The 22876-nt window shown below is 48.8% G+C and carries 27 protein-coding genes; 24 read left to right on the plus strand and 3 right to left on the minus strand.

Annotation, left to right across the window (positions count from 1 at the left end):
* The first annotated feature begins 2 nt into the window (after positions 1–2).
* The 3 genes from fliH to C9I89_RS17650 are packed head-to-tail and all read left to right on the plus strand — an operon-like array spanning position 3 to position 2475.
* Positions 3–704 carry a flagellar assembly protein FliH gene (gene fliH / locus C9I89_RS17640; protein WP_107284632.1) on the plus strand — a complete coding sequence of 234 codons (702 nt, stop codon included), beginning with the start codon at positions 3–5 and terminating at the stop codon, positions 702–704.
* A complete protein-coding gene (fliI, locus tag C9I89_RS17645) occupies positions 697–2037 on the plus strand; it encodes a flagellar protein export ATPase FliI (protein ID WP_107284633.1) in 1341 nt (446 codons plus the stop codon). Before fliH ends, fliI begins: the two co-directional genes overlap by 8 nt.
* A gap of 3 nt (positions 2038–2040) precedes the next feature.
* Complete coding sequence (locus C9I89_RS17650) at positions 2041–2475, plus strand: flagellar FliJ family protein (protein WP_170107731.1); 435 nt, start codon at positions 2041–2043, stop codon at positions 2473–2475.
* Between the two features lie 23 nt (positions 2476–2498).
* Here C9I89_RS17650 and C9I89_RS17655 read toward each other — a convergent pair whose 3' ends face one another.
* From C9I89_RS17655 to flgA, 3 genes are all read right to left on the minus strand, one after another.
* Positions 2499–2933, minus strand: a complete 435-nt coding sequence (locus tag C9I89_RS17655; protein WP_107284634.1) for a flagellar protein FlgN — start codon at positions 2931–2933, stop codon at positions 2499–2501.
* 37 nt (positions 2934–2970) lie between these two features.
* Positions 2971–3243, minus strand: coding sequence for a flagellar biosynthesis anti-sigma factor FlgM (gene flgM / locus C9I89_RS17660; RefSeq protein WP_245905516.1), 273 nt, complete (start codon positions 3241–3243; stop codon positions 2971–2973).
* A 91-nt stretch (positions 3244–3334) separates the two neighbouring features.
* Positions 3335–4099 (minus strand): flagellar basal body P-ring formation chaperone FlgA, encoded by a 765-nt coding sequence (flgA, locus tag C9I89_RS17665; RefSeq protein WP_107284636.1) that lies wholly within the window; start codon positions 4097–4099, stop codon positions 3335–3337.
* Between the two features lie 99 nt (positions 4100–4198).
* Between flgA and flgB the strand changes: the two genes are divergently transcribed.
* The 21 genes from flgB (at position 4199) to C9I89_RS17770 (ending at position 22865) form a co-directional block, all read left to right on the plus strand.
* Positions 4199–4576 carry a flagellar basal body rod protein FlgB gene (gene flgB / locus C9I89_RS17670; protein ID WP_107284637.1) on the plus strand — a complete coding sequence of 126 codons (378 nt, stop codon included), beginning with the start codon at positions 4199–4201 and terminating at the stop codon, positions 4574–4576.
* Between the two features lie 5 nt (positions 4577–4581).
* Positions 4582–5001: a flagellar basal body rod protein FlgC gene (flgC, locus tag C9I89_RS17675; protein WP_107284638.1), complete on the plus strand. Its 420-nt coding sequence runs from the start codon at positions 4582–4584 to the stop codon at positions 4999–5001.
* A gap of 9 nt (positions 5002–5010) precedes the next feature.
* Positions 5011–5685, plus strand: coding sequence for a flagellar hook assembly protein FlgD (locus C9I89_RS17680; RefSeq protein ID WP_107284639.1), 675 nt, complete (start codon positions 5011–5013; stop codon positions 5683–5685).
* Between the two features lie 43 nt (positions 5686–5728).
* Entirely contained in the window at positions 5729–6931 is a 1203-nt protein-coding gene (gene flgE, locus C9I89_RS17685; RefSeq protein WP_107284640.1) for a flagellar hook protein FlgE, read from the plus strand.
* Positions 6932–6945: 14 nt separating this feature from the next.
* Positions 6946–7677 (plus strand): flagellar basal-body rod protein FlgF, encoded by a 732-nt coding sequence (gene flgF, locus C9I89_RS17690; RefSeq protein ID WP_107284641.1) that lies wholly within the window; start codon positions 6946–6948, stop codon positions 7675–7677.
* An 81-nt stretch (positions 7678–7758) separates the two neighbouring features.
* Positions 7759–8544, plus strand: coding sequence for a flagellar basal-body rod protein FlgG (gene flgG, locus C9I89_RS17695; protein WP_107284642.1), 786 nt, complete (start codon positions 7759–7761; stop codon positions 8542–8544).
* A gap of 10 nt (positions 8545–8554) precedes the next feature.
* Positions 8555–9214: a flagellar basal body L-ring protein FlgH gene (gene flgH / locus C9I89_RS17700; protein ID WP_107284643.1), complete on the plus strand. Its 660-nt coding sequence runs from the start codon at positions 8555–8557 to the stop codon at positions 9212–9214.
* Complete coding sequence (locus C9I89_RS17705) at positions 9214–10323, plus strand: flagellar basal body P-ring protein FlgI (protein ID WP_170107732.1); 1110 nt, start codon at positions 9214–9216, stop codon at positions 10321–10323. Before flgH ends, C9I89_RS17705 begins: the two co-directional genes overlap by 1 nt.
* Positions 10323–10847 carry a rod-binding protein gene (locus tag C9I89_RS17710; RefSeq protein ID WP_107284645.1) on the plus strand — a complete coding sequence of 175 codons (525 nt, stop codon included), beginning with the start codon at positions 10323–10325 and terminating at the stop codon, positions 10845–10847. The genes C9I89_RS17705 and C9I89_RS17710 overlap by 1 nt, the downstream gene beginning before the upstream one ends.
* Positions 10844–12250 carry a flagellar hook-associated protein FlgK gene (gene flgK / locus C9I89_RS17715; RefSeq protein ID WP_107284646.1) on the plus strand — a complete coding sequence of 469 codons (1407 nt, stop codon included), beginning with the start codon at positions 10844–10846 and terminating at the stop codon, positions 12248–12250. Before C9I89_RS17710 ends, flgK begins: the two co-directional genes overlap by 4 nt.
* A 27-nt stretch (positions 12251–12277) precedes the next feature.
* Positions 12278–13192, plus strand: coding sequence for a flagellar hook-associated protein FlgL (gene flgL / locus C9I89_RS17720; protein WP_107284647.1), 915 nt, complete (start codon positions 12278–12280; stop codon positions 13190–13192).
* A 46-nt stretch (positions 13193–13238) separates the two neighbouring features.
* Entirely contained in the window at positions 13239–14324 is a 1086-nt protein-coding gene (locus tag C9I89_RS17725; RefSeq protein WP_107284648.1) for a hypothetical protein, read from the plus strand.
* 462 nt (positions 14325–14786) lie between these two features.
* A complete protein-coding gene (locus C9I89_RS22985; RefSeq protein WP_107284649.1) occupies positions 14787–16052 on the plus strand; it encodes a flagellin N-terminal helical domain-containing protein in 1266 nt (421 codons plus the stop codon).
* A gap of 221 nt (positions 16053–16273) precedes the next feature.
* Positions 16274–17830 (plus strand): flagellar filament capping protein FliD, encoded by a 1557-nt coding sequence (gene fliD, locus C9I89_RS17735; protein ID WP_170107733.1) that lies wholly within the window; start codon positions 16274–16276, stop codon positions 17828–17830.
* A gap of 20 nt (positions 17831–17850) precedes the next feature.
* Positions 17851–18258, plus strand: coding sequence for a flagellar export chaperone FliS (gene fliS / locus C9I89_RS17740; RefSeq protein WP_107284650.1), 408 nt, complete (start codon positions 17851–17853; stop codon positions 18256–18258).
* Positions 18248–18535 carry a hypothetical protein gene (locus tag C9I89_RS17745; protein WP_107284651.1) on the plus strand — a complete coding sequence of 96 codons (288 nt, stop codon included), beginning with the start codon at positions 18248–18250 and terminating at the stop codon, positions 18533–18535. The genes fliS and C9I89_RS17745 overlap by 11 nt, the downstream gene beginning before the upstream one ends.
* Positions 18536–18538: 3 nt before the next feature.
* Positions 18539–19723 carry a flagellar hook-length control protein FliK gene (locus C9I89_RS17750; RefSeq protein WP_107284652.1) on the plus strand — a complete coding sequence of 395 codons (1185 nt, stop codon included), beginning with the start codon at positions 18539–18541 and terminating at the stop codon, positions 19721–19723.
* A gap of 20 nt (positions 19724–19743) precedes the next feature.
* A complete protein-coding gene (locus tag C9I89_RS17755) occupies positions 19744–20238 on the plus strand; it encodes a flagellar basal body-associated FliL family protein (RefSeq protein WP_107284653.1) in 495 nt (164 codons plus the stop codon).
* Between the two features lie 11 nt (positions 20239–20249).
* On the plus strand, positions 20250–21005 hold the full coding sequence (locus tag C9I89_RS17760; RefSeq protein ID WP_107284654.1) for a FliA/WhiG family RNA polymerase sigma factor: 756 nt from the start codon (positions 20250–20252) through the stop codon (positions 21003–21005).
* Positions 21006–21017: 12 nt separating this feature from the next.
* On the plus strand, positions 21018–21866 hold the full coding sequence (motA, locus tag C9I89_RS17765) for a flagellar motor stator protein MotA (RefSeq protein ID WP_107284655.1): 849 nt from the start codon (positions 21018–21020) through the stop codon (positions 21864–21866).
* A gap of 6 nt (positions 21867–21872) precedes the next feature.
* Entirely contained in the window at positions 21873–22865 is a 993-nt protein-coding gene (locus tag C9I89_RS17770; RefSeq protein WP_107284656.1) for a flagellar motor protein MotB, read from the plus strand.
* Positions 22866–22876 lie beyond the last annotated feature (11 nt).

Raw genomic sequence — 22876 nt, forward strand, 5'->3', positions numbered from 1 at the left:
TTATGAAGAAACCAGCTGTGAATATTCTTCATCCGCAACCGGGCCAGTACCGTTCGTATCATTTTCCGCCACTGGTTGAGCCGGAAGAAGATCTGTTTGGTGACGAAAGCGGTGGTTCGTATCAAGACGAGTTCCACAATGGCTTTCAAGATGGTCAGCAAAAAGGCCATGAACTGGGCTATCAAGAAGGTTTGGCACAAGGTCAGCAAGCGGGTGAGCAGCAAGGTCTCGAGCAGGGGCGCCAACAAGGTGTCCGTGAAGGTGTTGAGCAAGTCAGGCAGCAGATAGCGGGCACTGCGAGTTCAGTAGATCACGTCATGCAGCAAGTTCAGCAGGTGTTTCATCAGCATGTTCGCCAGCAAAGCGAAATGATCTGTGATCTGGTCCAGAAAGTCGCGCGTCAGGTCATTCGTGCTGAACTGACGTTAAAGCCAAGCCAAATGGTGCACTTGATCGAAGAAACGCTGGCGCAAATGCCCGAGCAAAAACCAGAGCTTGTGGTTTACCTTAATCCACAAGACTGCCAGCGTTTGGTCGAGCTGGTGCCAGAGCAAATTGCCACCTGGAGCTTAACCCCAGATGATAGCCTCTCGATCGGCAGCTGCCGCGTGGTCACTAACGATTCTGAAGCGTTTGCCGATAGCGAAGAGCGTCTGGAAGCGTGCATGGATTCCGTTAGGGATAACTTGCTAACCAATGCGTGATTTATTCCAAGAGCTCAATGCTCGCCTCTCTTCTGCGGTTGAACATGTTCCTGATGTACCTATCGCGCGCACTTACGGGCGATTAACGCGTATGGCGGGGCTGACATTAGAAGCTGTTGGCTGCCGGCTGTGTACCGGGCAGCGGTGTATGATTGAAACCGATCACGGCACTCTGGTGGAAGCGGAAGTGGTGGGGTTTGATCGTAATGCATCGGTATTGATGCCAATCCGCCATACCACCGGTTTACGTCCTGGTAGCCGGGTGTTGCCATTGCATGGCGACAGCAAAATCAATGTTGGCTATAGCATGCTGGGCCGGGTATTGAATGGCTTAGGTGAGCCATTAGACAGCCTGGGCACTGTGAATGCCGATCAGCGAATTAACCTGCAAGGCGAAACCATTAACCCATTACAACGCTTGCCTATTTCAACCCAGCTGGATGTCGGTGTCCGTGCCATTAACGGTATGCTCAGCGTTGGCAAAGGCCAGCGAATGGGGCTGTTTGCCGGTAGTGGTGTCGGTAAGAGTGTGCTGCTAGGCATGATGACCCGCAATACCACCGCAGAAATTACGGTTGTTGGCTTGATCGGCGAGCGTGGTCGTGAGGTTCGCGAATTTATTGAGCACTCTTTGGGTCCCGAAGGAATGAAAAATGCGGTCGTGATTGCATCACCGGCCGATGATCCACCCTTAATGCGCCTGCGGGCATCCATGCTCTGTCACCGTATTGCCGAGTTTTTCCGCGATCAGGGCCATGATGTGTTGCTACTGATGGATTCACTCACCCGTTACGCCCAGGCTCAGCGCGAGATCGCCTTAGCTGTTGGCGAGCCGCCGGCAACCAAGGGATATCCGCCTTCGGTGTTCAGTATGCTGCCTCAGCTTGTTGAGCGTGCGGGTAATGGCGCGACGGAAAAAGGTTCTATTACCGCATTTTATACCGTGCTGTCAGAAGGTGATGATCAGCAAGATCCGATTGCCGATGCCGCCCGGGCGATCTTGGACGGTCATATCGTGTTAAACCGGGAATTGGCCGAGCAAGGTCATTACCCGGCAATCGATATTGAACAGTCAATCAGTCGCGCAATGCCACAGGTAGTTGCGCCTGAGCAATTGCAAAAAGCGCAACGGGTTAAGCAGCTGTATGCCCGGTATCGCCAGGTACAAGACTTGATCTCGTTGGGCGGATACCAGCAGGGGCAAGATCAAAACCTCGATATGGCCGTGCATTACTACCCTGAAATTTGTGGTTTCCTGCAGCAGGGGATGAATGAGCGGATACTTCTTGCCGAGAGCCAGCAGCAGTTAAAGCAACTGATCGGAGGGCAATAACCGATGATGAAGCGGGTCAGAATCGTGCAAAGCTGGCGCGATCAGCAGCAGCGGAAATTTGACGAGTTGCAACAGCAGCAGGGGCAGATTAATCAGCAGGTGCATGCTCACCAGCAACGTTTAACCTTGTTAGAAGATTTGTCGGGGCAGTATAGTGTTGCCAGTGGCAGTCAGGCGTCGGCTCTGTTATTGAAGGGCATTGGTCGTTTCCGCCATCAACTCGACAATCTGACCAATCTTCAGCGCCAGGAACTGGCATTATCGCAGGTGGAGTTGCGCAGTATGAATGAACGCCTGGTCAAGCAACACTGCCAGGTTCAAATGGGCACCAAGATCATTGATAAGCGGTTAACGAAAATTCAATCTCAACGAGATAAACAAGAGCAGAAAGTGCTCGATGAACTGTCGATCAACCGCTTTTTTCACCGCCGGTCATGAGCGGTGGCGCAACCCAATCAGCATTAAATGTTCGGGCTATAGCTGTATTGTTGTTGTGGTTTTAACAGCTTATCCATCATTTGCTTTTGCTGCGCTAATAAACGGCCATTAGCATTGTTCAGCTCTTGGCACTGTAATGTCAGTTCATACAGTTGCTGCCATAATTGGCGGCCTTGCTGATTATATTGGCTTGGCAACGCAGCGAGTAAACGCTTCATTCCGGCATCATCGGCCGTTACACCAAGTGCAACAAGATGCTCGCCGCGACGTTGAGCATGGCGATTTAATTGCTGCATCAGCTGCTGAAGTTCGGTGTTATGAGCTAACAACGCCTTACTATCACGATTTTGTAATAGCAGTTGTTGATGCTTCAGTTGTTGGGCTAGCTGTTGATAGCTTTTCACATCCTGTGCCAGCTCAGTGATAAGTGCTTTAACCAATTCAGCGTGAGTGGCCATGTATTGTTACCTTTTTTTACGATGATATCGTGTGCTACTATTTGTTGTCCTGGTAAAAGTCGAGCATACTGCCAGCCAGATCATCAAGGTTAATTGATACCTTTCCGGCAGTTAGCATTGCTTTCATTTCAGCCACTTTATTCATATCGACATCACTGGTTTTATCCATTGACTCTTTTGCCGACTGTAGCGATTTCAACTCACTACTCAGTTCAACCTGCGCGATATTTGGAGTGTCAGGTTTTACTGTTTTGTTCGTCACTTCCGGTGGCAAAACCATCGGCTGCGAATGAGATATTTTTCCAATCATAAGGTTCACATAAAACAGTCATTACGGTTATAGAGATAAGAGCGACCAGTAGCAGAAACTCTTAAATACTTTTTCATCGGCACAGGTGGCATCAGAACTGAGTTCTGACCTTTTGTGGCCCCACAACGGTGGCGTAGATTTCTTTTTGTGAAGACAGGTTACGTACCCGAATGGAATCACCCATCACCCCCGATTCTAAAGCCACCCCTTTCATTGTTGCATTCATCTTGCCAAATGTAGCCTCGATGAGTACCCCATCATTTCGCTGAACTAATTCCGGCAGTTCGACCATTTTAGGGCTGATAATTTTACCGGCAACAATTTTTCGTCTGCTCGACAGCCCGGCAAGCGCTTCTTTGGTGGTGAAATACCCGTGGCGTAAATAGGCCACATCACTGCGTTTCAGACTGAGCATTGCAGGCGTAATTGTTTGGTGGCGATTGACGGTATTTTTCGCCACAACCAGTTGGCGATAAATCGCTACCTCTGCCTTTGCCCTGGCTTTCCAATAGGTTGGCAGCTGGCATTCCAATGTGACCGTTAATCGCCCTACGGGTTGCAGGGGATCACTTAACGATTGGCTCACCGGCGCATCACAAGCTGGAATGTCGGATAGTGGCTGCAAGACGATTGTGTAATCTCGACTGCCTAAAGTCGCAGCATAATGACGAACATTCTGTTCCAGATAATGCTTAACTGCGCGTTCGGTCTTGGCGGTTGTTTCGGTGACGTGATCAATGTGTCTGGTGGCGGCTTGCACTGCAGAGGTTGCACCAATTCCCCCTCCCGCCATCAAGGCCGCAATCAGTACCATTTCCGATCGGAAGTGGCCCTTCCGCTTTGTTGTTGATTGCACGTCTCTGTACCATTAAGTTGCTGATATAAATCAATTTAAATTTGGGCATGAATATTGCTTATGAAGGGAAGGTTTCACCATCATAATGCGGTTTGTAGTATGGCAATTAATTTTGAGCAAGCATTAGGGGTACACCCTAATACATTGGCGTTTCGAACACAACGCGCAAAAGTATTGGCAGGTAACCTCGCCAATGTAGACACCCCAAATTACAAAGCTCGTGATATTAGCTTCGAAGATGCGATGAGCCAAATTGCAGGTGAAGCAAGAGCAAAGCATCAGGCTCGCTACCGTTCGCAAGCGCCAAGTACTGAATTGCTATACCGCAATCCACAACAGCCTGCGCAAGATGGCAATACGGTCGAATTGGGTATTGAACAAGCAAAATTTGCCTCAAATGCCATGGCATTTGAAACCAGCATGAGTTTCTTGAATATGAAAATTAGCGGCTTAAAGCAGGCCATTAAAGGACAGTAATTACGATGTCATTTTCAACAATATACGACATTGCAGGTTCTGCGATGTCGGCTCAAACCATTCGCCTCAACACCGTAGCGAGTAACTTAGCCAATGCCGATGTTGTTTCTGGTTCGGATAAAACGGGTTATCACGCCAAGCGGCCTGTTTTTTCAACCGTGATGACCGATATGGGCAGTCAGGTGCCCGGTGCGAAAGTACAGGTTGATGATGTCATTGAAAGTGCAGAACCACTACGTCGCCGTTATGAACCGAATCACCCTAAAGCGAATAACGACGGCTATGTGTTTTATTCCACCGTTAATGTAGTTGAAGAGATGGCAGACATGATGGCCGCCGCACGTAACTTTGAAACCAACGTTGATGTAATGAGCCGGGCGCGCAGCATGCAACAAAGCATTTTACGTCTAGGCCAGACAAGTTAGGAGCCGTAAATGAGTTTGCCCCACGTTAATACCGTTAGCCAGTACAGCCATGGTTCGACTGACAATAATCGCCAGCAAGTGGCTGGTAATGGCATGAATCCGACCAGCAATGAGTTTCTTACCATGATGGTGGCGCAGATCCAAAACCAGAATCCCCTTGAGCCTGCTGATGGAACGCAGTACCTCTCCCAGCTTGGCATGATGTCGGCGGTGGAAAGTCTGGAAGGCGTCAAAACGGGCATGATGAACATGAACATCGGCATTACTAACCTTGAAATGCTTCAAGCCACCAATTTAGTGGGCAAGAAAGTATTGATGGAAGCAAACCAAGAGGTGGATGTTTCCGAAGGTCAGGTAATTGATGGCCGTGTGCAATTTGATCAGCCGGCAGATACCGCCAAAGTCATGGTTTATGGCGAAGACGGCAACGTGGTTGATGAAATTAAATTGGGGCCACAGGCTACTGGTATGGCTGAATTTAAGATTGATGGCGACAAGCTGGGAAAGGGTACCTACACCTTTGAAGTGGTTGCTGAGCAGGGCGATAGCGCCTGGACCCAGAAAATGATGATTGCTGCCGACGTTGAATCGGTCAACATCCCTTCTGATGGTGGCACGATCATGCTGAGCTTAAAAGGCCTTGGCAAGATGTCTATGTTCGATATGCGTGAAATCACAGCTTAAAACCATTTAAGAAATCAAAACAATTCAAAAAGGTACAACGGTTATGTCTATGAATATCGGTATGAGTGGTCTGATAGCGACCTCTGAACAAATGAACTCTATCAGCCATAATATCGCCAACGTTGGTACGGCCGGTTATAAATCGTCACGTACTGAGTTCCAGGATATCTATGCGCCTGAGTTTGGTGGCGGTGAGATGAACGGTGTGGAAGTTGCTGCTGTTCGTCAGAGTTTCAAAAACGGTACCACCACACCGACAGGCCGTAACGGTGACTTGGCCATTAACGGTGAAGGTTTCTTCATGGTTGAAAGTAATGGCCAGGATATGTATACCCGTAACGGTGTGTTTAACCTTGATAAGAATGGCTACCTGGTCACCAGTGACGGCAGCCGCCTGCAAGGTTATGGCGTGACCGACAGTGGTCAAATTCAAACCGGCAGTATTACCGATCTGGCGGTTGCGACGGGGGAAATGCCGGCGCGAAGTTCAACCAAAGTGAATATGGGGGTGAATTTAGATGCGAACTCTCCCGCGATTGATCCGGCACAAAAGATATTTGATCCGGAAGACCCATCGACGTTTACCTCAAGTGCAACCACTACCGTGTATGACTCCTTAGGCGCCGAGCATGAAGTGACGCAGTATTACGTTAAGACCGCTGATAACGCGTGGAATGTTAACTATGTTGTTGACGGTGATAAGGCGAGCGCTCAGAAAACGACATTGGCCTTTGATGCTAACGGTAAGCTAACGTCGTCGAATAATTTTGATTTAACATTCACCCCCAAAAATGGTTCAGCTCAACAGACCATTCAGTTTGATGTGGAAGAAACCACCCAGTTCGGCAGCGAATTCTCAATTGCTAAAAACAGCCAGGATGGTCACGCGCCGGGCCAGGTTGCGGGGTGGTATTTCGAGGCTGATGGTCGCGTATATGCCCGTTATTCTAACGGCCAGACCAAGGTGCAGGGTCAGGTTGCCCTTGCCCGATTCCCTAACCAGGAAGGTTTGCAGCAGGCCGGTAATACCCGCTGGACCCAAACTTTCTCTTCAGGTTCTGCGCTTGTGGGTGCAGCCGGTACCGGTCAGCTTGGCGATGTTCGTACCGGTATGTATGAAAACTCGAACGTTGACCTGAGCAGTGAAATGGTCAATTTGATGTCGGCACAAAGTAACTATCAGGCAAATGCCAAGACCATCAAAGTGGCTCAGGAAATGACTCAAATTCTGTTCCAGAACCTGTAACCGGAGCCTAGCAGATGGATAAGATGTTATTTACTGCCATGTCGGGTGCGAGCCGCGTAATGATGGCGCAGCAGGTGCATGCCAATAATCTTGCTAACGTCAATACTTCGGGGTTCCGTGCCGATATTGAACAAGCTGAAAGTGTGGCAGTAAAAGGTAACGGTTTTGAGAGCCGGACTTTGGTCGCCGCACGGGCGGGTGGTACCGACTTTTCAAATGGCGCCTTACAGCATACTGATAATCCGTTTGATATAGCGATTCGCGGTGACGGCTTTTTTGCGGTTGAAGCCGGAGACAATGACGAAGCTTATACCCGTGCCGGTAACTTCCACTTAGATGCGGAAGGCACATTGATGCTGGGTGACCGCCCTGTCATGGGCACAGGCGGCCCAATTGTGATCCCTGAATATCAACAGTTAGATATCGGGGCCGATGGCACGATTTCTATCGTGCCATCGGGCAGCAGCCTGGTTCAGGAAGTGGGTCAGTTAAAGCTGGTGAAGCCCGATTTGGCCAGCTTGCGTAAAAGCGAAGATGGCTTGTTCCGAGTTGCAGGGCAGGGTGGTCAGGCCGACGCTGATGAGAACGTGACCGTCACCTCAGGTTACATTGAAACCAGTAACGTCAATGCGGTTGAATCAATGATCAACAACATGTCGTTGGCCCGAGATTTTGAGTTTCAAATAAAAATGATGAAAACCGCGGAAGATTTAGCGACCGCAGGCAACCGAATCGTTCGCGGCTAACCAAAGTGTACGCGGTAGCTAATTCATCTCCGTTGATAGAACAGTACGTCGATAGAACAGCTTTTTTCAGGAGTAATACACATGCACGCAGCTCTATGGGTCAGTAAAACGGGTCTGGCGGCACAAGATACCCAAATGCAGGTCATTTCAAATAACCTGGCAAACGTCAATACTGTGGGCTTTAAACAAGATCGCGCGGTATTTGAAGATCTGTTTTATCAAATGAAAAAACAGCCGGGTGCAATGACCGATCAGCAAAATGAAAACCCGGGCGGCCTTCAGTTAGGTAACGGTGTACGCACCATAGGCACTCAAAAGCTGATGAAAACGGGGGCTTACCAAAATACGGAGCAACCCACCGATTTAGCGGTGCTGGGTTCTGGCTTTTTCCAGATTGAGCTGGCTGACGGTAATACCGGTTATACCCGTAATGGCCAGTTCCATCGCAATTCAGAAGGTATGATGGTGACGGCTGCGGGTTTACCGTTAATGCCAAACATCGAGATCCCGGAAAATGCCACCAACTTCAGTGTCGGTACCGATGGTATGGTCACTATATCTACGGCTGATGATCCGCAGCCGCAGGAAATCGGTCAGATCACCCTGGCGAACTTTGCCAACCCTGCCGGCTTGCAGTCGTTAGGCGGTAACTTGTTTAAAGAGACCGGCGCATCGGGCGCACCGATTGAAGGTGTCGGTGGTGAAGATGGGTTGGGTCAAATTAGTCAGTTTAGCCTGGAAGGTTCAAACGTTAATGTTGTCGAAGAAATGGTCAATATGATCACTACCCAACGTGCGTATGAAATGAATGCCAAAGTGGTCTCAAGTGCCGATCAAATGCTGAAATTTGTCAGCCAGTCAATGTGAGTATAGCGGCATGTTACGCGTTATTTTTTTACTGGGCACTCTCTTTCTGACCGGTTGTGCGCCGGTGTCAAGCTTGGTTGATGTTCAGCCGGAAGAGAATGTGCCGGATATGGAGTTCCCTAAAGTTACCGTCGATCCCGATGGTAGCCTGTTCAGTGCCAACTACGGTATGGCGCTGTTCCAGGATCGCCGGGCCTTTCGTATCGGCGATATCTTAACGGTTGAGCTGGCAGAGCAGACTCGCTCCAGTAAGAAAGCGGGTACCAGTTACGGTAAAGACAGTAATGTCGGGATTGCCGCGCCATTGTTTGCCGGGAAACTACAACCGAAAGGGGAATTTACCCTTGATGCTGAGCGAGACTTTAAAGGGTCTTCATCCAGCTCACAGCAAAACTCACTGTCGGGCAGTATCACCGTAATGGTGGCGGAAGTGTTGCCTAATGGGGTGCTGCGAATTCGTGGTGAAAAGTGGCTGAAGCTCAACCAGGGCGATGAGTATATCCGCTTGTCAGGTCTGGTACGGGTTGACGATATCGACGGTACCAACCGTGTATCTTCCCAGCGCTTGGGTGATGCCCGGATTACCTATTCTGGCCGGGGGGCGCTCGCAGATGCGAATGAAGCTGGCTGGTTGTCCCGATTCTTTAACAGCTCTTGGTTCCCAATCTAATGGTTATAAAAAAATACCTTATTGGTTTGCTCCTTATTCTGTGTCCGATATCACTTCAGGCCCAACCGTTGTTGAGTGTGGTTGATATTCAGGGGATCCGTGAGAACCAACTCGTCGGTTACGGCTTGGTTGTGGGCTTAAGTGGTACGGGTGACAAAAGCCAGACCAAATTTACCTCGCAGTCGGTTAAAAACATGCTGAGCCAGTTTGGTGTTCAGTTACCGGCCAATACCGATCCAAAATTGAAGAACGTCGCAGCGGTGGCGGTTAATGCCACCATTCCGGCTCTTGCCAGTAAAGGCCAGTCGCTGGATATCACGGTGTCATCGATTGGCGATGCGAAAAGCCTGCGTGGCGGTACCTTGCTGCTGACGCCGTTAAAAGGGGCCGATGGTCAGATCTATGCCGTTGCACAAGGTAACTTAGTGGTCGGTGGTGTGGTCGCGCAAGGCAGCAGTGGCAGTGGTATCACCATTAATATTCCCACCGCGGGCTTAATTCCCAACGGCGGTATTATTGAGCGTGAAATTCCATCCTCGTTTTTGACGTCTTCTACTGTTGTTCTTAATTTGAAGAAACCCGGGTTTAACACCGCCCGGAATATTGAAAAAGAGATCAACAAAGTTTTTGGTCCCGATGTCGCATTGGCGCAAAGCCATGCCCGCATTAATGTGCGTGCCCCGCATGATCCGAGTCAGCGTGTTACTTTCTTGGCGATGCTTGAAAATTTAGACATTGAAACCGGCCCTCGTCCGGCACGGGTGGTGTTTAATGCCCGCACCGGCACCATCGTGGTGGGTAAGAATGTCAGAGTACATACCGCAGCAGTAAGCCACGGCAACCTGACCGTGAGTGTGGTGGAAAAATCCAATGTAAGCCAGCCTAATGCCTTTGCCCAGGGTAATACCACGGTGACACCTGAATCTGATGTGTCGATTGATCAAGAGCGCGGCAAAGTATTTATCTGGCCTGACAGTGACGAAGGTACCGCTCTGCAAACTATTGTTGATGCTGTCAATAGTCTTGGCGCTACCCCCAATGATCTCATGGCCATTCTGATTGCATTAGATGAAGCCGGAGCATTAGACGGTGAGCTGGTGGTGCTGTAATGAAAATTATTGATAATGACAATAACCCCGCGCTGTATAACGACTTAACCAGTATTCAGAACATCAAAGCCAATACGGATAAGCAAGAAGCGCTAGAGCAGGCGGCAGGGCAGTTTGAAGCGGTGTTTTTACAGACGGTGTTGAAGCACATGCGTCAGGCATCGGATGCGATGCAAGATGAAGAAGACGGGGTGTTTAACAGCCGTCAGCAGAAGTTCTACCGTTCGATGCACGACAGCCAGATTGCGGTTGAAATGAGCCACAAGCAAAGCTTGGGTATTGCCGATATGCTGGTCAAGCAACTTGGCCAGCATGAGGCATTTAAGCCACAGCAACAACTGGTCGCTGTTAATCAACAGGGTGAGGCGATGCCTTCTGGCTCGAATTTACCTTCGGGTGCGGTGAGTCCGGTATTCAATGAAACCGATCGCCCCTACAGCAAGGCATTACAGCCGCATTGGTGGCATGACAGTACGCCCTTGTCTGTGCAACTTAATAACCATTTTGATGACGAAGAACTATGAGCTTAATTAATATCGGTTTATCAGGCATGAACGCCTCCAATACGGGGCTTTCAGTCACAGCGCATAACATTGCTAATGCGATGACGCCAGGTTACAGCCGCCAGCGGGTCGGGTTTGGTGCTCAGATGGATACAGGCTCCCAAGGTGCCGGCGTTGGTGTCAGCAGTGTTGAGCGCATGGCCGATAATTATCTCAATCAGCAGATCTACAAACAGAAAGGCTCATGGGGATTCAACGCAATCAGCTCTCAATATATGCAGAAAACCGAGACCCTGCTAAATAATGACAGCACCAACCTTAATACCGGCCTCGATCGTTTTTACGCCGCATTAAGCGAAGCGTCAGCCGCCCCGCAAGATGTCGCATTTCGCCAGACTATTGTCAGCCAAAGCCAATCGATGGTGCAGCGTTTCAATAACCTGAATTCGCAGTTTGAGAGTCAAAGCAAGCAAGTAGGCGGGCAGTTAGATGCCTCGGTCTCTGAAGCCAATACCTTAATGGCGGGGATTGCCAGCATGAACGAAAGTATTCGTGATGCCGGTGTCAGTGGTAAAAGCATGACTGATTTGCTCGATGCCAGAGACGAGTCTGTTCGCGAGTTGTCGGCATTGTTGGATGTCAATACCATGTACAGTGATGACGGTACCGTTGGTATTACCCTGGATAAAGGGCAACCGCTAGTCAGTGGTGGCAGTGCCAGCGAGCTGAAGCAAAACAGTGATGGTTCATTATCGCTGCAACGTGGTAATGGCACCTTAGCGCTCGATGGTAATATCGGTGGCACCATTGGTGGTTTGATTCACTATCGAGATGGCGAGCTCAAAGGGCTGCAGCATGAATTAGATGTGATGGCATACAGCTTTGCCACTCAGGTTAATGAATCACACCAGGCGGGTTTTGATCTTAACGGCGTTCCGGGCAAAGCCGTCTTTGGCGGCGTTGATAGCATTGACGGTGCCGCTAAAAATTTAACGCTATTGGTTAACGATCCTAATCAACTGGCTTTTGCCTCAAAAGCAGGCGAACCCGGTAACAGTGAAAACCTGCAACAGCTGATTGATCTGAAAAATGCGCCGGTCTCGATTGACCCGACCAAACTCAGCTCTCAAGACGCTGAAACCTATCAGGCGGCTATCGCGAAATTAGAGGGTAAGTCTCTCCATAACGGTTACACCGGTTTAACTGGTGACTGGGCGATCAAAACCGCGCAGATTGAAGCCGATACCGAAGCTGCAAAAGCATTGGTGGGGCAGGCTCAGGGTGATCGCGACAGCATTAGCGGGGTAAACCTCGATGAAGAGGCTGCGAGTATCATGACCTACACTCAGATGTATCAGGCTAATGCGCAGGTGATTTCAACCGCGCAACAGCTGTTCGATGTCACCCTGTCGATGTTTCGTTAATCGGTATTAAAATAAAAGGAAAGACACATGCGTTTAAGTACAGCCCAGCTTAATACCGTCATGCTAACCAGTATGCAGACCTCGACCACCGGGGTGAACAAATCATTTATGCAGATGAGCTCGGGCGAGAAGATGCTCAAACCGTCTGATGATCCGCTGGGTTCGGTACAGTTAATGATGCTGGATCGCGAACAGGCCAATATCAGCCAGTTCCAGAAAAACATTACCAATCTTGAAGCCCAGCTTGGTAAGACCGAATCGCATCTGGATGCGTCAAACAACGCAGTGTTACGTGCTCAGGAACTCGTGATCAGCGTATCAAATGCCAGCAACAGCACCATGGAAGGGCGCGAAGCCATCGCGACAGAATTAGAATCGCTGCTTGATCAGTTGGCCGATACTGCAAACAGTAAAAACCCCAACGGTGATTACATTTTTGCGGGTACGATGACAGATACCCAGCCAATTGCCAAAGATCCGGTAACCGGCAAGTATGTTTACCAGGGCAATGGCGATCAGCGTATGGTAAAAGTGGCCGAATCGATGAGTATTCCGGCCAACCAGACCGCAGAAGATATGTTCTTTAATGGTGGAAGTGATATATTCAACGCCCTTGATAAAGCCATCACTGGTTTACGTAACCCCGCGATTGAAGGTACCAGCTTAACGGCCAGCGTGACCGCTGCCCAAAGTGATATTGATAGCACATTAAAGTCAATCAACCGGGCCTGGACGGAAGTCGGTGGCCAGCGCAATGCCCTGAGCATGGTACAGGGTTCTCACGAAGATAATAAACTGGTGAACAGCAAGTTGATCGGCGATGTGAAAGATCTGGATTACAGTGAAGCGATTTTAGAAATGAACTCTCAAATGGCCGCCTTGCAAGCCACCCAGATGACCTACAGTAAAATCCAGAATTTATCTTTGTTTAAATTGATGTGATCGGGGTCACCCGAACGAGCTCCGCCAACTGAAAAATGAGGTCACCTTGGTTAATCAAATAACCTCCAGCCATAGTACGCTGCGCAGTAGCGACAGTACCCAAACCGATCGCGTTGCCAAGCAGCAGCCGGTTGCTGCTGTCGCGAAAGTTGTTGAAAAAAAATCCAAACAAGAACAACAGCACTCGGCGGCAAACGGGAAGAATCGCAGTTTGCTGGTGCAAACCAGCCAGGCGCATCAGCAAGCTGCACAAGCACAAAGTGCGCAGAAAGCCCTGCAGGATGCCAGTGATATGCTGGGGCAAATGCGCCAGTTGGCACGCCGTTCGCTGAATGTACAAGAAGGTAAAAAAGATCAGCTGCAGCAGTCGCTTCATCAGTTGAAAAACAAACTGACCAAGCTGACCCGTGAAGCCAGATATGAAGGCGAACCGGTACTGCATCATGATCTGAGCCCGCGGTTAAGTGGGGAGCAACCCAAAGAAGAGTTTTCTTTTAAAGGCATGCGCTTAAATACGATGCGCAAGCAAGATGAAATTTTACGTTTTCAGTTTGACTCCGGTACCCCAAGCTCTGTTCGTATCCGGATTGATAACGATGAAAACAACCATGAGATTGCCGAGAAGTTTAACCAAGCCCTGGCGCCTCGTAGTATTCAGGTCGATATCGATAAGTATGGCGACTTGGCCTTCAGTATCCCCAAGGCGCAATGGCCCGAAGTGAAGCAAGGGGTCTGGATGTCTGGTGGCGGGCAAATCCTACCTTCAGGCAACCCCATAAAAGCCAAGCTTGAACAACGTGATAAAACGGCGATCGAACCGCAAGATTTAGAATTTGGCAAGCCGCAATCAACCCGTAAGGCATTGGCCGATATTGAACGGATGATGCAAAAAGTGCAGCAATCACTGGCGCATATCTCCAAAGTTCAACGTCAGGTTAGCCAGGATCTAGAAAAATTAGTCGCCACCAATATGATGAAGTCCGGGGTGATGAACGATGATGGGGTAATAGAAGCCAGCTGGTTAGAAGCGCCGAACAATGTCTCTTTGCAGCTGCTGGACAATGCCGTGCCGACCTTGCTCGCCCAGGCCAATGCCTCGCGGCATAATGTGGTGGCATTGCTGGAACCCTAGTACTTCATCAAAGAAGTTTTGATGAGTTCAGTTAACAAACTTTGTCATACCGTAAAGTGAGGAACGAACTTATACGGTATCTAAGGAGTACACGGTTAGAGCTGGATCCCGGATATCTCGTTCCTCAATTCCGGGATGACATGTTTAGGATCTTCAACTGTTCATAATTTGTGTAAAAGATAAAAGCGAGCCTCGGCTCGCTTTTTTGCTTTCTGCGGTTGGTCGTGCGCGCAATCACGATGCTCAATAGCCGTTGTCACTTTGAAGCGGCTGCGAGGTTGGGAGCAACCTCACTGTTATTCAGAATGGTGTAAAAAATTAGAAAAACTATTTAAGCAATTAAAATAACGGGTCGCATTAAAAAGGTAACGACGAAGAAGCAGTGTCTACATCGCCCCGATAGAGATGTTGCTTGTTTAATTAAAAATAACATTTTTATACCGAATTAGAGGAAGACTCATCATGGCGATGACCATCAACACTAACTTTGCATCAATGAATGCACAGCGTAACCTGGTAAGCACACAGGGCTCACTAAACGGCTCTCTGGAGCGCCTGTCTACTGGCCTGCGTATTAATAGCGCAAAAGATGATGCGGCTGGCCTGCAGATTGCTAACCGTATGACCTCTCAGGTTAACGGTCTTAAAGTAGCCCAGCGTAACGCCAACGACGGCATCTCTATGTCGCAAACGGCTGAAGGCTCGCTGCAAGAGTTCACCAACATCCTGCAGCGTCAGCGTGACTTGGCGGTTCAGTCTAAAAACGGCTCTAACTCTGACTCTGACCGTGCTGCACTGAATAAAGAATACCAGGCGCTAACTAAAGAGCTGAACCGTATTACCGAGACAACGACGTTTGGTAAAGGTGAAAAGTTGTTTGACAAACTGTCTGCAGGTGTTGATTTCCAGGTCGGTGCTGATGTTGATGTTAAGACATTGAAAGCTGCTGTAGCCGATGAGACAACACCAGCGAACGCTAGCGCTGAGACATTAGCTGATATCAAAACAGCACTTGAGAGTTATGTAGGCACGAGCACAACGGCTGATCTTACAAAAATCAAGACTGGCGCAACAGCTTTAAAAGACCCTGCGATTGCTAGTAACGCTCCATTAACGGCAGACTCTCTTGCTGCATTAGATGCTATCGGTATCACGGAAGCGAAAGATGGCACGGCACTTGCCGTAGGTACAACGCTGGATAAAATCGATTTACCAGACGATCTTGTTACAAAAATGACTGGTTTGGAAACATTTGCGACAGCTGCTGAAACCTATGCGACTGCTGCGGCTGCTGGTACTCCAACAATGGCTGAAGCAACAGCTGCGATTGATGCGGTTAACGTATTTGCAGCCGCGGGTGGTTCGACTAATTCCGGTAACACCATCAATGTTAAAGTTGACTCTGCAGACCTAGATACAGCAAAGCTGGGTTCGATTGATACAGCTGTTGGTGCCGGCGTTGCGGTGAGTGAAATTGACGCACTGATTGAAAATGTGGGTGGTATTCGTGCTGACCTGGGTGCGACGCAAAACCGTTTCCAGTCTACTATCAACAACCTGGGCAACATCGCAGAAAACATGTCTGTGGCGAAAGGCCGCATCATGGATGCCGACATCGCAGCTGAATCTGCCAACATGACCAAGCAGAACACTATGATGCAAGCGGGTATCACCGTGCTTTCTCAGGCAAACCAGATGCCTAGCATGGTTTCTCAGCTACTACGTTAATTTTCGTAGCCATCCTGTGGTGAGCCACGGTTTATCACATCTACCAGAGCGGAAGTATTACTTCCGCTTTCTTTTTATCTGGCCTTTGAAAACTACCAACCCCTTTAAAAACAAAGGATTAAATATGGTACGTTTTTTGCTTTATTGCTATTGGTGCAATGTTTTCCTGTACATGCAAGTAAAGCGGAAATAGGCAAATACCCCTTGGCGGAGAGTAAATCATGTTAATGACAGGGTTAGGTTCAGGCATTGATTACGAAAGTATGATCGGTGCGATCGTGGGTGCAGAACGGGCCCCGAAAGATAATCAGCTAAATCGTCAAGAGGGCATGAACAATGCCGAAATAGATGCGCTGAAAGAGATTCAGTTCACCATTAACAGCTTTCGCGACAAAGTCGAAGATCTTAACTCTAGCCGTGAACTTGAAAAATTAAAGGCGGTGTTAAGTAATGAAGATGTACTGTCGGCAACCGTAGACAGTAATGCGGTCGCGGGTGAGTACAGCTTTGAAGTGACCCAGCTGGCGCAAACCCAGCGTGAGCAGCTGTTTAAAGTGACCGAAGGCAGCATGTTTACCGAAGGTACGATCAGTTTTGGTGCGGTCAACATTGATATCGCCACGCTGAAAGGCGATTTAGTCACTGAGCAGAACGATAAGAAGGCGGCTCATGATGCTCAGGTCAGACAGAAAATTGCTGATCAGCACGGCTTAGATGTAGCGGCTGATGCTGCAGCTATTGACGATATGCTGACCAATTCGGCGAACCCGGATTTTGATCAGGCAAGGTTGGACAATTATAACAGCCTGCAAACCATTTATAACGATGAAATTACGCGTCTGAATGACCCGGCTCAAGGCGTTAAGCTGGAAGAGCTGCAGAGCGCGATCAATTCCGATCCCGCCAGTGACGGGGTGAAAGCAACATTAGTCCGCTCCGGCGATGGCATCAGCATGGTGCTGAACGGCAAAGATACCGGTGTGGCGAATGCGCTCGGGGCCATCACGGTGACAATCGATCCGGCCAAAGTCAACAACAATAGCCTGGATCTTGCTCTGCCGGATAACGCTCAGAAATCCTTGCAGGCCGCTCAGGATGCGACGGTGAAGTTCGGTTCGATGACCCTGACCTCGGCAACCAACAAAATGGAAAACGTGATCGACGGGATCAGCTTGAACCTGAAAGATACCGGTACGGTCAACGTGACGATTGAACGCGATCAGTCTTCGGTCAAGAGCACCATCAAGTCGTTTGTTGATAATTATAACAAGATCATCGAAACGGTTAATACCTACACCAAGTCGAGCGAGGACGAGGCCGCGGCGCTGTCAGGCGATTCGGCAACGCGGAGCATGGTCAGCCGTCTGCGGGGCGTGATTGGTGCTGAATACAGTGCTTCAACCTATAACACCCTGTCTCAGCTAGGCATTACCACCACCCGCCAGGGTACGCTGGAAATTGACCAGAAGAAGCTGGACAAGGCGCTGGAAGATGACTTCGAGGCGGTTTCCAAGCTGTTTTTGGGGGATGAAATCAACACCGGCATGATGGATGAGATGATGGTGGTCCTTGATGATTACCACAAAAATGGCGGTAACTACGATCGCCGCATTGATCAGCTGGAAGTCAACAACAAACAGATTACGGAAGATCGTGAAAAGCTCGATGCACGAATGGAAGCAAAAGTCCTGACATTACGAGCTTATTACGCACGAATGGACAGCCAGATAGCCCAAATGAACCAAACTCAGAACATGCTGGTCAGCATGTTGATGTAGCAAAGAGTGAAGCACAAGAAATGATGAATCAAGAAGGCCTGGGTGCCTACCAACACTCGCAAAACCATGCCCAAGCAGCCGCAGCCAGCCCGCACCGTCTGATCCAGATGTTGCTGGAAGGCCTGCTGGATAATTTAAGCCGCGCTCGTGGTTTTATGGAACGCGGCCAGATTGCCGATAAAGGCATGACGATTTCAAAATGTCTCGACATTTTAAATGGTCTCAGCTCTGTCTTAGACGAAGAGAAAGGCGGCGATGTCACCGTCGAGCTGTTCCGGTTATATGATTATTGCGGTCGCCGTCTGTTCGAGGCCAATATCAATGATGAGCTCGAAGGTATCGATGAAGTGACCCGCTTAATTACCGATATTCTTGAAGGTTGGGTGGTACTTAAGCCCAACCGGGTTCAGGTCGGCAGTGAGTCTTGAGCTGCAACTTCAAGGGATTTATCACAGTTTTGAAAAAGCGTTAGCGAAGCAAGACTGGGAAACCCTTGGAGCACTAGACCGCAAGTTGCAGCGTGCTATCCCGAAAATGAAACAACAGCCATTGTCTGTCGCGGATAAGCAGCAGCTACAACGGTTGAATCAGTTTTATAGCACCATGATTGCCGAGGGTGAGCGCGAGAAAGCGCAAACCCAACAGCAGATCAAGCAGCAAGAATGTAATAAAGAAGGCGTACTTGCGTACTTGCAAAACAGTTAATGAATGAGTGACATGCAAATTTCAGCCAATAGCCCAGCGCAACAGGTAGCAACAAAAAACATCAGCTCAAATACGGCTTCTTCATCGGTAGCAGCGTCTGACGTTAAGCCCAATGAGCTGGATGCCGAGCCGATAAGTTTTGCTCAGTTTGAGCAAAAGATAAAGGAACAACCAGATCAACAACAAGACGTTCTCTCAGAAGCGGATGGCGAAGCGCTACCTTCTGCTGAAGAGCTGGCACTGCAAATAGAGCAGTTATTGGTGCAAGTCGCCAACCCTGAGGCAAATCAACAAGCGCCGCTGTTAGCCAATGGTCAGGCAGGAAGGGCAGAATCCGAAGCGTTAGCGTTGGCACAGCAAGTGCTGACGGCATCAACGGCGATGCCCGTTGCTCAACCGTTATCGGCGATGAACCCATTGTCCGGGCAAGCGTTGCAAAATGGCACCGATAAAGCGGAGCTGCTGGAAAGAGTACAGCAATTTTTGAACCAGAAATCAGGTTCTTTTGCCGAGGCTAAAAATGCCGTTATGTCGCGAGACGGCGCGTTGTTGTCTGCAGAAAATCCGATGGCGATGAATGAGAGTGCATTGATGGATAAGTTAGCGAATGTGCTGCTGTCTACCCCATCAACCTCGGCGTTATCGCCATTGGCGATGAACGTGGCGAATAACATTAACAGCCATGCCAGCCAGGGGCTTAATGGCCAGAATCCGTCACTGGTTGCCGCTTCTTCCAGTGTAACCCAGCAGCTTCAGGCGAGTGTTGATATTAGCAAGCCCGAATGGGGACGCGAACTTGTTGAGCAGCTTCGTTCTCGTTTACAGCTGAGCAAAAGCGATCAGATCCAACATGCCCATGTACGGTTAGATCCGCCGGAACTGGGTCGTTTAGATGTCAGCCTACGTCTTGATGGTGACAAAGTCTCGGTGCATTTTACCGCGGCGCACCCGCAATTACGTGAAGCATTGGCTGCCAATGCCGAGCGCCTGAGGTTTGACTTTGACGGTAGCCAGATGCAGTTAACCGATGTCTCTGTATCAAGTGGCATGTACCAGCAGTCGCAACAGCAACCAGGTCAACATAATGAACCTGAAATCATGACTAACCAGTTCATAACAGCCCATGAAGAAACGCAACAACGTACAACAATGTCGACATCTGTTGGCCGTTATGAATCCATGATTTAAATAAATTGTAAGGTTTTTCTATGGCTGATGAAGCTAAGCAAGAGAATAAAAGTAAAAAGAACCCACTGATTATTGCAGCGGTCGTACTGGTTATTGCTTTAATTGGTGCGGGTGGCTGGTGGTATTTCCAGCAACAAGCAAAGATCGCGGAAGTGGCAGTAGACATCGAGCCACAGGTACCGGTTGCTGCATTGGTAAAAAAACCGGTCTTTCTCGCACTGGACAAATTTGTGGTGAGCGTACCGGGTGACGATCGTCTTCATTATTTGATGATGGAGCTATCGGTAATGAGTTACAGCCAGGAAGAGCTCGATAAGCTGCAAGATTTCCTGCCGGTTATCCGTAACGCCGTGATCACGTTATTGAGCGAACAACATTACAACGTTTTTGCGCAACCCGGGGTGATGAAACCGCTGCAAATCGCATTGCGCGACAAGCTGCGCAGCGTCATGAATGATATGGCGAGCAGTAATGGTATCGATCAAGTACTGATCACCAAAATGGTGATTCAGTAAAGGAGACGGATGTGCACAGTGCAGCAATGTCTTATGGCGCGCAAGGGCTTCATGCTTATCAAACAAGCCATCAGCTTGGCCAGAAGCCGCGCGAACAGCGGTTAGTGAGCAAACATGCAGGCTTAGTTAAGCGTGTTGTTCGCCATCTTACCGCGCAAGTTACAACGGTGATGTCGTTAGAAGACATGGAGCAAATTGGTCTGATGGCATTGCTCGATATTATTCGTCGTTATCCTGATGAAGATGATGAGGCATTAGAACGTCTGGCTGTGCAACGGATCCGTGGGGCGATCCTTGATGAATTACGACGAATGGACTGGCGCTCGCGCCGTTCACGTCAGAAAAGCCATGAACTGCGTGATGCGGAACGTGCCTTAGGTCGTCAGCTAGGACGTATGCCAAGCGATCCAGAACTTGCCGCAGAGTTAGCAATTGATCTGGGCGAAGTTCAACAGCGTCGGGTTGATACCCAAGCCGAAAGTCTTACCAGCATGGAAGCCTTACAAGAAGACGGCGAGCAATTCTTTGGTTTGAGTTTTCAATGTAACAGCTACGAACGCGTGGCATTGAAAAAAGCGATGGCTCAAGCCTTGGCGCGATTATCGGAACGGGAACAAGTCATGTTGAGCTTTTACTACGAACATGAAATGAACCTGAAAGAAATCGCCTTGGTTTTTGAGTTAACCGAGGCTCGCGTTAGTCAGATTCATAAAAAAGCCCTGAAAAGTTTAAACAGTATGTTAAAGGATTGGCGAGAGTCAGTTTAGCGGAGTTGTCACATGCAAATTATTATTGGTTTCGTCATTGTATTCGGAAGCATTGTCTATGGTTACACTCATGCCTCTGGACGATTGTTAGCGCTTTGGCAGCCGGCTGAATTTATCATCATTCTTGGTGCGGGCTTTGGGGCAATGGTGATCTCAAATCCACCTTATGTCCTAAAAAACATTATGACTCGTCTTAAGATGATTTTTGGCAAAGGCTATAGCGAAAATTATTATAAATCCGTGCTTGAAATGATGTTTGAGCTGCTCGAAATTATTCGTAAAGACGGCATTAAAAAGCTCGATGATCACATTGAGAATCCACAAAACAGTAGCATCTTTAAAAAATACCCGGAAGCGACTCGTTCTAATGTATTGGTTAGTTTTATTACCGATAATTTACGGATGATGGCAATGGGTAAAATGAACCATCATGATCTGGAAGCGGTATTAGAGTTAGAGCTTCATACTTTAGAAGAAGATTTGATCCGCCCTGCGAAAGCGATGAATAAAGTGGGTGAGGCGATGCCGGGCTTTGGTATTGTTGCTGCGGTACTCGGTATTGTAGTGACCATGCAGAGTATCGGTGGTGACTTGGCATTGATCGGGGTAAAGGTAGCCGCTGCATTGGTAGGTACCTTCTTTGGTATTTTAATGTGTTATGCGGTTTTTGAACCCCTTGGCGCCAGCATTGCAAACCTGGTGAAAAAAGAAATGATGGCGATGCATATGGTGTCTGCCATTTTGGTTTCACAGGCACAGGGTAAACCAACATTATTGGCTTTGGATGCCGGGCGTAAAGTTTTGCATACTGAGGTTAAACCCTCTTTTGCAACGATGGAAAACTGGATGACAGGGCAATAGCGAATCATGAGTAAAGATCATCCGGTTATTATTGTTAAGAAAAAAGCGCGAGGCCATCATGATGACCATCATGGCGGTGCCTGGAAGGTCGCTTTTGCTGATTTTGCCGTCGCGATGATGGCGTTTTTTATGGTGTTGTGGCTGATGGGGATCACAACCCAACAAGACCGAATCGAAATTCAGAATCGACTGCAAACGGCGACGGTTTTTGACAATATATTTGAAATTACCAACAGCCCTTTTCCGATTGACTTTGACGGTAATGCATCACCGTTTGAAAACCCGATTAATACCGTTTCGAATGGTAACGATAAATTGGATTCTTCTTTAGCTCAGCAGATCCCTCAGGGTAAAAAGGATGCCAGTGCCGGTCGAGGGCCTAAATTAAATTCGATGCTGGCAGGTCAACACCTTTCGACCGCGCAGCTGGCGTTGCTGGCTAAAGGGTTAAAAGAGCTGGTGAAAGAACTGTCTGCGTCTAATAACATCGTGTTGGAAATTGTACCGCAAGGCCTGCGAATTCTGATCCAGGATGATGATGATCATTTTATGTTTCAGCGCGGCGGTATTGAAATTACCCCTTTCTTTGAAGATATGCTGTTTAATCTTGCACCAGTGCTGGGACAAATAAAAAACCGCATGGTGATCAGTGGTCATACAGACAGTATCCCTTTTCATCGCCGTGATTACACTAACTGGGACTTATCGGGAGCCCGGGCACTTAAAGCCCGCCAGGTGTTAGTCGACTCCGGTCTTCCGGTTACGAATATCCTGCAAGTTGCAGCGATGGCCGCACGTATGCCAGTGAATAAACAAGATCCGAAAAGCGGTAAGAACCGTCGTATTGAAATGATGGTATTAACCAAGGAAGCCGATGATCAGCTGGCACTGCTGTTTGGTAAAGAACAATTAGAGTCGGAAGGCCCAGCCGTTAGCAAAGCCCGACGTTATGCCGAGTCTAACCGCCCGGTGTCGCGTCTTGATGTGATGGTGAATTAGCCTCGGAGCTT

Origin of the sequence: Photobacterium lipolyticum (genome assembly GCF_003026475.1) — a bacterium.
Classification (GTDB): domain Bacteria; phylum Pseudomonadota; class Gammaproteobacteria; order Enterobacterales; family Vibrionaceae; genus Photobacterium; species Photobacterium lipolyticum.